Source organism: Mesorhizobium norvegicum, from assembly GCF_004919685.1.
Taxonomy (GTDB): domain Bacteria; phylum Pseudomonadota; class Alphaproteobacteria; order Rhizobiales; family Rhizobiaceae; genus Mesorhizobium; species Mesorhizobium norvegicum.
In genome coordinates this window covers 1-6,754 of record NZ_SMYZ01000126.1, presented here as the reverse complement: position 1 = coordinate 6,754, position 6,754 = coordinate 1, and the positions used below count along the sequence as shown (strand labels likewise).

8 protein-coding genes are annotated in these 6,754 nt (G+C 62.5%); 2 read left to right on the top strand and 6 right to left on the bottom strand.

Translation table 11 applies throughout. From position 1 onward, the window contains the following. Positions 1-15 precede the first annotated feature (15 nt). Together ribB and aroC are read right to left on the bottom strand one after the other, a co-directional pair. Positions 16-1,116 (bottom strand): 3,4-dihydroxy-2-butanone-4-phosphate synthase, encoded by a 1,101-nt coding sequence (ribB, locus tag FCU66_RS37330; protein WP_109662220.1) that lies wholly within the window; start codon positions 1,114-1,116, stop codon positions 16-18. Between the two features lie 109 nt (positions 1,117-1,225). Then, entirely contained in the window at positions 1,226-2,335 is a 1,110-nt protein-coding gene (gene aroC, locus FCU66_RS37325) for a chorismate synthase (RefSeq protein WP_136621291.1), read from the bottom strand. Positions 2,336-2,513: 178 nt separating this feature from the next. Between aroC and FCU66_RS37320 the strand changes: the two genes are divergently transcribed. Further along, entirely contained in the window at positions 2,514-2,774 is a 261-nt protein-coding gene (locus tag FCU66_RS37320) for a DUF1344 domain-containing protein (protein WP_136621292.1), read from the top strand. A gap of 107 nt (positions 2,775-2,881) precedes the next feature. Here the strand turns inward: FCU66_RS37320 and FCU66_RS37315 are convergent, their stop codons facing one another. From FCU66_RS37315 to FCU66_RS37300, 4 genes are all read right to left on the bottom strand, one after another. Next, positions 2,882-3,469 (bottom strand): histidine phosphatase family protein, encoded by a 588-nt coding sequence (locus FCU66_RS37315; RefSeq protein ID WP_136621293.1) that lies wholly within the window; start codon positions 3,467-3,469, stop codon positions 2,882-2,884. Positions 3,470-3,516: 47 nt separating this feature from the next. Further along, the gene (fabI, locus tag FCU66_RS37310) at positions 3,517-4,335 is read right to left on the bottom strand and encodes an enoyl-ACP reductase FabI (protein WP_128288839.1); all 819 of its coding nucleotides are present in this window, start codon (positions 4,333-4,335) and stop codon (positions 3,517-3,519) included. Between the two features lie 106 nt (positions 4,336-4,441). Continuing rightward, positions 4,442-5,371, bottom strand: a complete 930-nt coding sequence (locus FCU66_RS37305) for a DnaJ C-terminal domain-containing protein (protein ID WP_136621294.1) — start codon at positions 5,369-5,371, stop codon at positions 4,442-4,444. Between the two features lie 101 nt (positions 5,372-5,472). Beyond that, on the bottom strand, positions 5,473-5,934 hold the full coding sequence (locus FCU66_RS37300; RefSeq protein ID WP_136621295.1) for an RT0821/Lpp0805 family surface protein: 462 nt from the start codon (positions 5,932-5,934) through the stop codon (positions 5,473-5,475). A gap of 40 nt (positions 5,935-5,974) precedes the next feature. Between FCU66_RS37300 and pdxH the strand changes: the two genes are divergently transcribed. Continuing rightward, positions 5,975-6,592, top strand: coding sequence for a pyridoxamine 5'-phosphate oxidase (gene pdxH, locus FCU66_RS37295; RefSeq protein WP_136621296.1), 618 nt, complete (start codon positions 5,975-5,977; stop codon positions 6,590-6,592). Positions 6,593-6,754 lie beyond the last annotated feature (162 nt).

The following is a 6,754-nucleotide window of genomic DNA, read 5'->3' as shown; positions in this document are numbered from 1 at the left end:
TTCGGAATCAGGACACTAGAGTATCTCGGTCTTGGCGATGTGGATGCCAAAACCTTCCAGGCCGACATAGTGGCGTTCGCGCGAAGCGATCAGGTTGATCGAGGAAATGCCGAGATCCTTGAGGATTTGCGCGCCGAGCCCGATCTCGCGCCATTCGTTTTCGCGGCGGCGTGCCTCTTCATGATCCTCGCGGTCGCCGCTCGCTGGCCGCTTGCGCTCCTGATGGGCGACGCCGACGGAACCTTCGCGCAGATAGACGATGACGCCGCGTCTGCGCTCGCCCATCGACTTCATGATGCCGTCAAGCCTGTGGCTGGTGCCGAAGACATCCGTCACCACATCTTCGGAATGCAGACGCACCGGCACGTCCTCGCCGTCGCGGATGTCGCCGAAGACGATGGCGACGTGATGCATTGAGTCCCAGGGCAGCGTGTAGGTGAAGACTTGCGCCTTGCCGCCGAGCGTGTCGATTTCGGAGCAGGCGACGCGTTCGACCAGCGTTTCCTTGCGTTGCCGGTAGGCGATGAGGTCGGCCACCGAAACCTGCTTCAGTCCATGCTCCTCGGCGAAAGCCTGCACCTGCGGGCCGCGCTTGACGGTGCCGTCATCGTTGACCAGCTCGGAAATGACGCCGACCGGTGGCAGGCCGGCGAGCTTACACAGGTCGACCGCGGCCTCGGTATGGCCCGAACGCATCAGCACGCCGCCTTCGCGCGCGATCAGCGGGAAGATGTGGCCAGGCCGGACGAAATCCGAACCGCCGACATTGCCGTTGGCAAGATTGCGAACAGTCAGTGTGCGGTCCTCGGCCGAAATGCCGGTGGTCGTGCCATGCTTGAAATCGACGCTGACGGTGAAAGCAGTGGTATGGGCGGAGTCGTTGTCGGCGACCATCGGCGCAAGGTTCAGCCGCTTGGCTTCTTCGCGCGGCATCGGCGTGCAGACGATGCCGGAGGTGTGGCGAACGATGAACGCCATCTTTTCGGGCGTACAGTGGACGGCGGCGACGATCAGGTCGCCCTCGTTCTCGCGCCCGTCATCATCCATGACGACGACGATCTCGCCGCGTTCGAAAGCGCGCAGGGCTTCGACGATTTTCTTCTGATCGTAAGGCATGGGTACTCGCTTCGCTCGCCAGGGAGTAGGGGAATAGGGCAGTAAGGCAGTAGGGAAAAGGAAAAATTTGGCGGTCTTGGCGGGCAGCGTAACATACTGCCCTACTGCCTTACTGCCCTATTCCCTTCCCTGTTTGCCCCCGATGCCGCAGATAATGATCGGCGATCGCGCAGGCAACCATTGCCTCGCCGATCGGCACGGCGCGGATGCCGACGCATGGGTCGTGGCGGCCCTTGGTCATGATCTCAACGTCCTTGCCGTCCTTGTCGATCGACTTTCGCGGTGTCAGGATCGACGAGGTCGGCTTGACGGCGAAACGGGCGACGATCGCCTGGCCGGTCGAGATGCCGCCCAGGATGCCGCCGGCATTGTTGGACAGGAACACCGGCTTGCCGTCATTGCCCATGCGCATCTCGTCGGCATTCTGCTCGCCGGTGATGCGGGCGGCCTCGAAACCGTTGCCGATCTCGACGCCCTTGACGGCGTTGATCGACATCAAGCCGGACGCGATGTCCTGGTCGAGCTTGGCATAGATCGGCGCGCCGAGGCCTGCCGGAACGCCGTCGGCGACGATCTCGATCACCGCACCGACCGAGGACCCCGCCTTGCGGATGCCGTCGAGATACTGCGTAAAGACGGGAACCGAAGCCGGATCTGGGGTGAAGAACGGATTTTCCGCATCGCCGATGAAATTCCAGTTCCAGTTGGCGCGGTCGATGGATTTTTCGCCCATCGACACCAGCGCGCCGCGCACCACAACGCCGGGCACCACCTTGCGCGCCAAGGCACCGGCTGCCACTCGCGCGGCCGTCTCGCGGGCCGACGAGCGGCCGCCGCCACGATAATCGCGCACGCCGTATTTGACGTCATAGGTGTAATCGGCATGGCCGGGCCGGTATTGGCGGGCAATCTCACCATAATCCTTTGAGCGCTGGTCGACATTCTCGATCAGCATCGACACCGGCGTGCCGGTGGTGATCATCGTCTCGCCGTCCTCGTCGAGGATGAAACCGGACAGGATCTTGACCTCGTCAGGTTCGCGGCGCTGCGTCACGAAACGTGACTGTCCCGGCCGGCGCTTGTCGAGTTCGGCCTGGATTTCTCGCTGAGTAAAGCGGATGCCGGGCGGACAGCCATCGACCACGCAGCCGAGCGACGGGCCGTGGCTTTCGCCCCAGGTGGTGACGCGGAAAAGGTGGCCGAACGTGTTGTGAGACATAAAATGACCCTGCCCGGCATCAGAGCCGGCTCAAGGTTGCCTTCTATTGGCGTTTTTCACAGGGGTCAAACTGTGATCTGGCGGATTTAGTTTTGACACATTCGGTTGGTTTCTGCTCTGCTCCATCCGCTGTTGAACGCCCGCCACCATGCCGGTGCAATGATAAAGAGGAACGATTATGCGTACCCTGATTGGCGCCGTTGCCGCCACACTGCTGCTTTCCACCGCTGCTTTCGCCGGTCAGACCGAAGGCCTGATCAAGAAGATCGACAAGGACACGGCGACGCTGACGCTGGATGACGGCAAGTCCTACAAGCTGAACGCCGAGACCGATCTCGACGCGCTGAAGCCGGGCATGGACATCGTCATCGCCTACGATGTGACCAATGGCGAAAACGTCATCACCGACATGGAACTGCCGGACAGCTCGGCCAATTAAAGCTTCCGCGTTCGAACGGATACAGGCGACGCGCTTTGGGTCTTTGATTTTGCGCATGTCGTTCGCCCAAAACCGGGGCTGCTTTTGGGCAACGTGCATTGGGTGGCTTACAGCCACTCGAGGCTCTTGCCGTCGAGCTTGAGCAGGCGATCGTGTGGTATTTCCAGGTTCGCTGCTTCATTCTCGGCCAATCCCAGAACGAAGCGAAACAAGGTGCGCATGACGCCGCCATGGGTCACGCAGATGGTCTGGCGTTCGATCGCGTCGAAGCATGGCCTGACCCGTTCGAGCAGCATCTGATAACTTTCCGCGCCTTCGCCGAGCGGCCGAAAGTTCCATTTGTCCAGAGCGCGCGTCCTGCTCGCTCCGGGATACCGTGTCTCGAGTTCGGGAAAGGTAAATCCCTGCCAGTCGCCGAAATTGACTTCGACGAGGCGCGGATCGGTTCGATAGGCACCCGGATCGAGCTTCATCGCGGCGCGGATGCGCTGCATCGTTTCGCGCGTCCGTTTCATCGGGCTGGCGACGAAATCGAAATTCTCGGGGTTTTTGACCAGTTCGGCGAGCCGATGGCCGTTTCCGGTCGCCTGTTCGCGGCCAAGAGCGTTGAGATCGGTGTCGGCCTGCCCCTGAAGCCGGAATTCGGCGTTCCACGCGGTCTGGCCGTGGCGCGCGATGTAAACCAGCGGGTACATCAGGTCTTCCGGTACGGAGATCGGGACGGACAACGGTTGGCGGGGTGTTAGTCCTTGACCGTCGAAATGTCGGGCGCGTCGACCGCCTTCATGCCGACGACGTGATAGCCCGAATCAACGTGATGCACTTCACCGGTGACGCCGCGCGACAGGTCGGACAGGAAATAAACGCCGGAATCGCCGACTTCCTCCTGCGTCACCGTCTGCTTCAGCGGCGAATTGTACTCGTTCCACTTCAGGATGTAGCGGAAATCGCCGATACCGGAGGCGGCAAGCGTCTTGATCGGGCCGGCCGAGATGGCGTTGACACGGATCTTCTTGGCGCCGAGGTCGACCGCCAGGTAGCGCACGCTGGCTTCGAGCGCCGCCTTGGCGACACCCATGACGTTGTAGTGCGGCATCACCTTTTCGGCGCCGTAGTAAGTCAAGGTCAACAGCGAGCCGCCATTGGTCATCAGCGCCTCGGCGCGCTTGGCAATGGTGGTGAAGGAATAGACCGAAATGTCCATGGTGCGCAGGAAATTGTCGCGCGTCGTCTCGACATAACGGCCGGTCAGCTCGTCCTTGTCGGAGAAGGCGATGGCATGGACGAGGAAATCAAGCTTGCCCCAGTGCCTGGCGACATTGGCGAAAACCTCGTCCAGGCTCGCCGGATCGGTGACGTCGCAATGGCCGGCAACAAAGGCGCCCAGTTCCGCCGCCAGCGGCTCGACGCGCTTCTTGAACGCCTCGCCCTGATAGGTCAGCGCGATCTCGGCGCCATGGTCGACGCACGACTTGGCGATGCCATAGGCGATCGACCTGTTGTTGGCGACGCCAAGAATAAGGCCGCGCTTGCCGGCCATTAGGCCCTGTCCACCCGCCATGTGAGCGCTCTCCGCAAGATTTCTGCTTTGTGGAGTGCCCTATCGCACAGGCACAGAGCCCCTTCAAGCGCTCAAACCGGACAGTTCGGGGGACAAAAGCCGTCGATCAGTCTTTTTGGCCGCGCAACGCCGCTTCGAGCGCGCTATCGCCACCCTCCGGCAGCATGATCCGCACATGGGCGTAGAGATCGCCGTGGCCGCCGGCCTTTTCCGGCAGGCCCCTGCCCTTCAGCCGCAGGACCTTGTCGGAGCTCGACCAGGCTGGAATGTTGACCGCAAGCCTGCCGGTCGGCGTATCGACCGGCACCTTGGCGCCGAGCACCGCATCCGCCAGCGCCACCGGCAAATCGGCGTGCAGGTCGCGGCCCTCGATGCGGTAGCGCGGATGCCGGCGCAGATGGATCTTGACCAGCGCGTCGCCCGGCTGGCCCGGCCCTTGCTCGCCCTGGCCCTTCAGCCGGATGGTCTGGCCATCCTCGACATAGGCCGGCAGCTTGACCGCCACCTTGCGGCCGTCGGGGAACATCGCCGTGACTTTTTCAGCGGTCGCCGCTTCCTCGATGGTGACGTCGAGGGTCACGTTCAGATCGGCTGATGTCGCCGGCTGGCGGCGATCGCCGGAGCCTGCGCCGCGCGTGCCGGAAAAGGTGTCGCCGAAAATCTGGCTGAAAATGTCACTGTTGCCGTCGAACGGATCACCGCCCGGGCGGCCGGAGCGGAACTCGAATCGCGAACCGCCCGCACCTTGCTGCCGGCGAAATCCGCCGAAGGGATCGCCGCCACCGGCTGCGCCCTCAAAGCCCTGGAATCGCGGCTTGCCGTCTGCGTCGATCTCGCCGCGATCGAAAGCGGCACGATTCTTCTCGTCGCCGACGATCTCGTAGGCCTGGTTGGCCGCGGCAAAACGGTCCTTCGCCTTTGGATCATCCGGATTCTGATCCGGATGATGCTTCTTGGCGAGTTTCCGGTACGCCGATTTTATGTCCTTGGCCGATGCATTCTTGGCAACGCCCAGGACCTCATACGGGTCGCGCATGCTTCCTGCCCTGGAAATGAGTTGAGTCCATACCTGCCTCCTATATGCGCTCGCATAGGAAGAAATTCCAGTAGCGGACGGCCATATTGAGAAGAGGAAAATCAGAGCGCCTTGAAGTCCTGCATGCGCCAGCCGCCGGCGCTGGCCAGGCATAGTTCGCCTTCGAACATGGCAACGCCATCAAAGCTTTCGCGCGAGGCCTTGAAGCGACGGCAGGTCTGGCCGTTGTCCTTCAATTCGGCCAGCCCGGTGATGGAGCCGCGTGACCCGGTGCCGGCATTCGCCCACGGCATGGCCTGCCCGCCGAGCTGCTCGATGTCGGCCGAGGACACCGCATTGCCGATGGTGGTCTGGTCGGAGTCGCGATCCGAAACGGCCGAGGCGGCCGAGGTCGATGTGCTGCTTGTCAGGATCGAGCGGTCGACTTCGGCCTTCTCCAGGCTGAAGCCACCGGCGCCACAGGCGGCAAGCGGCAAGACGACTGCCACGATCGCGGCTTTCGTGCTGGCCGAAGCGATAACGCTCCATTGCCTGCTGTCAAAAGCCTGCGCGATACGCGACAATCGGCAACCTCCCCTGCTCCATGACAATTTGAGAAAAACTATGAGTGACACAGAGTTAACAAGCAGTGACTTTACCGAGGCAGCCGAGCCGTTTCGTCTCTTTGCCGCATGGCTGGACGACGCCACGAAAAGCGAGCCGAACGACCCCAACGGCGTGGCGCTGGCGACCGTCGATGCCGACGGCATGCCGGATGTGCGTATGGTTCTGCTCAAGGGGTTCGATGAAGGCGGGTTTGTCTTCTACACGAATTTCGAGAGCGCCAAGGGCCAGGAGATTCTTGGCAGCATGAAGGCGGCGATGTGCTTCCATTGGAAATCGCTGCGCCGGCAGGTGCGCATTCGCGGCCCGGTGGAGATCGTCAGCGACGCCGAAGCCGACGCCTACTATGCGACGCGGCCGCGCGGCAGCCGCATCGGCGCCTGGGCGTCGAAACAGTCGCGGCCGCTGGAAAGCCGCTTCGCCCTGGAAAAGGCGGTGGCCGAATACACCGCACGCCATGCGATCGGCGAGATCCCCAGGCCAAAGCACTGGTCAGGGTTCCGCATCGTGCCGCAGACGATCGAATTCTGGCACGACAGGCCGTTCCGCCTGCATGACCGCGTGGTGTTCACTCGCGATGCCAAGGGCGGCTGGGAGAAGGCTAGACTCTATCCCTGAGGCGCGACGGTGCGGCGCCAATCTCCCCCCTCGTGGGGGAGATGCCCGGCAGGGCAGAGGGGCGCGCGCAGGATCGCCAGCCTTCAGATTCTTGGTCGCCACCCAAACCTATTTGCGAGCATAACTACATGGGCTGAGAGGCCGGCGGGACAGCGCCCCCCT

Bases quoted from the DNA above. Each gene is read 5' to 3' on its own strand.
- FCU66_RS37315 (WP_136621293.1), bottom strand. From the start codon at position 3,469: ATGTACCCGCTGGTTTACATCGCGCGCCACGGCCAGACCGCGTGGAAC.
- ribB (WP_109662220.1), bottom strand. From the start codon at position 1,116: ATGCCTTACGATCAGAAGAAAATCGTCGAAGCCCTGCGCGCTTTCGAA.
- FCU66_RS37320 (WP_136621292.1), top strand. From the start codon at position 2,514: ATGCGTACCCTGATTGGCGCCGTTGCCGCCACACTGCTGCTTTCCACC.
- pdxH (WP_136621296.1), top strand. From the start codon at position 5,975: ATGAGTGACACAGAGTTAACAAGCAGTGACTTTACCGAGGCAGCCGAG.
- FCU66_RS37305 (WP_136621294.1), bottom strand. From the start codon at position 5,371: ATGCGCGACCCGTATGAGGTCCTGGGCGTTGCCAAGAATGCATCGGCC.
- fabI (WP_128288839.1), bottom strand. From the start codon at position 4,335: ATGGCGGGTGGACAGGGCCTAATGGCCGGCAAGCGCGGCCTTATTCTT.
- aroC (WP_136621291.1), bottom strand. From the start codon at position 2,335: ATGTCTCACAACACGTTCGGCCACCTTTTCCGCGTCACCACCTGGGGC.